General features: G+C 65.0%; 2 protein-coding genes. Both read left to right on the top strand.

Going from position 1 to position 2,221, the window contains the following annotated elements; translation table 11 throughout:
- The first annotated feature begins 203 nt into the window (after positions 1 to 203).
- Positions 204 to 527 carry a helix-turn-helix domain-containing protein gene (locus ACTWQA_RS58795; RefSeq protein WP_443167459.1) on the top strand — a complete coding sequence of 108 codons (324 nt, stop codon included), beginning with the start codon at positions 204 to 206 and terminating at the stop codon, positions 525 to 527.
- 233 nt (positions 528 to 760) lie between these two features.
- Positions 761 to 1,795, top strand: a complete 1,035-nt coding sequence (locus tag ACTWQA_RS58790) for a tyrosine-type recombinase/integrase (RefSeq protein ID WP_443167458.1) — start codon at positions 761 to 763, stop codon at positions 1,793 to 1,795.
- Positions 1,796 to 2,221: the final 426 nt, after the last annotated feature.

Raw genomic sequence — 2,221 nt, 5'->3', positions numbered from 1 at the left:
GGGACTGCTTGGGGTCCTGCTGTGGTCCTGCCACCTGCTCCAACCTCTTCCAACGGGTGATCAAACTACCCGCGGCTGATAGGTGTTTCGGACCGGGACTGGTTCATTAGCTCTGACGCGGATGGCGTCCATGCCACCCATGTTGAAGACGCCTGGGTCACCGGACAGCGCCGCGTTGCCGACCGATGGAAAGGACTCACCCGATGAAATGGAACCTGCGCCTGGCGGCCGCGAACCGCGGGATCTGGAAGGCCAGCGAGTTCCAGCGGATGCTCGCCGAGCGTGGCCTGGTCATCAGCGCCGGCAAGATGTCGGGACTGTGGTCGGGAAGTCCCAACGTGGTCAAGCTCGACGAGCTCGACGTCATCTGCACCGTGCTGGGCTGCGGCGTCGATGAACTACTGATCCCCGAACCCGAGGCTGTCGCCGAGCCGCGGCACCACAACGATGACCAGACGGCGGCGGTCGGCCAAGATCGGCAAGTCACCCCGCGCACCGGGGCCGGGAGGTCGCTTCCCCCTCGATGAACTGCGCACACTGCGGCACCCCGTTGCCGGAGAAGCGACGCCGGGATCAGGTCTACTGCAGAAACTCCTGCTCAGCGTTAGCCTCCTACTACCGGCGCAAGAACGGCCAGCCGGTCCCACCGCGCTGGCAGCACCCAGCAGTGACAGCAAATGATCCGGTGCTGCGGGCAGCGGCACATCACGCCCAAGAACTCGGCCAAATCGGCGGCTGGAACCCTTCGACCACCAGATGCGTGCTGGATGGCCTCGTCACGGTGCTGACTGACCTTCCCGCAGGTGAGCGTGTCTCGCTCAGCGAGGTCCGAGCCCGGCCGCACCGCTGGGTGTCGCGTCCTCGGCTCATCGAAGTACTCACCGATCTGGACCTGCTCCACGACGACTCTGTTCCGGCGATCAGATCCTGGATCGACCGCGTCACAAGCCCTCTCGCACCCGGCTTCACCACCCCTGTCCGTCAGTGGCTGCTGGTCCTGCTCAACGGCGACACCAGGTCACGCCCTCGGTCCGCGTCCAGCATCTATGTCTACTTCGGCTGCATTAGGCCGTTCCTTGACGACTGGGCGGCGGGCTACGACCGCCTGCGGGAGGTCACGCGCTCCGACATCCGCGCGGCGCTTGGACCGCTCAGCGGCTCACGACGCGCCACCGCGACCAGCGCCCTGAGGTCACTGTTCGGATTCGCCAAGAAGCGCGGCCTGATCTTCTCCAACCCGACGACCGGGCTGAAGGGTCGCCCGGCGGACTTCGCCCTACTCCCCATGGCTGATGGGGAGATTCGGGCCATCGAGCAGCTGGCCGACGACCTCGCCGGACGAGTCATCATCGCCCTGGCGGCCGAGAACGCCGCTCGCACTGGAGCCATCCGAGGCCTGACGCTCGACGACCTCGACCTGGCCAACCGGCGGATCACCCTGGGTGGCCGTCGTCAGCGACTGGGCGACCTCAGCCACAGAGCGCTCAGCCGCTGGCTCCGCCACCGCCGCACCACCTGGCCGCACACCTCCAACCCACACGTCCTCATCAGCGACAAGACCGCCCACGGCGCCGGCCCTATCAGCCAGCAATTCGTGACGCTGCGGATGAACCGCACCGGATGCAGCGTCGACCGGATACGCAAGGACCGCATCCTCCACGACGCCCTCGCCGCGAGGGCGGACCCGCTCCACCTGTCGCTGGTCTTCGGGATCTCCCACAGCACCGCCGCCAGATACTCCGCCGTCGCCGAACACCTGCTCTCCGACGAACTCGACCAGGCGTCCCAGCAGTGACCCTTTGGAGCGGCGCCTCCGGGGACTCCGACGAACTCTCCGCATTTTCAGTCCTCACTAACCGAACTGGTGCATGTTCGCGATGAAAGTCCTTCAGTCTGGCTGAACTCACGGCCGACGTGCCAGTAAGAAACGTGTCATGAGCCCCAGTGAACAACGGCGTTGATCTTGCTGTGACTTGCCTGGTCAATGCTGGGCCGTCATGAAACACCCCTCGATGCACATCGATGAGCTGCTCGAGCACTGGACGATCCTGGACGAAGATCGCGATCTCATCGCCGAAACGGGATGCCACGCGACTCGGCTTCGTTATCTTGAGCCCTCAAGGCTCCGTCTCTGACGTGTATGACCTGCGCTAACTCCTTCCCGATCATCGTGGTGGATGCGATTACCTTCCGCTGTCCAGCACGGAAGCGGGGGATTCAA

It is taken from the genome of Nonomuraea sp. 10N515B (assembly GCF_052245915.1).
Lineage (GTDB): Bacteria > Actinomycetota > Actinomycetes > Streptosporangiales > Streptosporangiaceae > Nonomuraea.
This window is presented reverse-complemented; position numbering and strand designations above follow the sequence as displayed.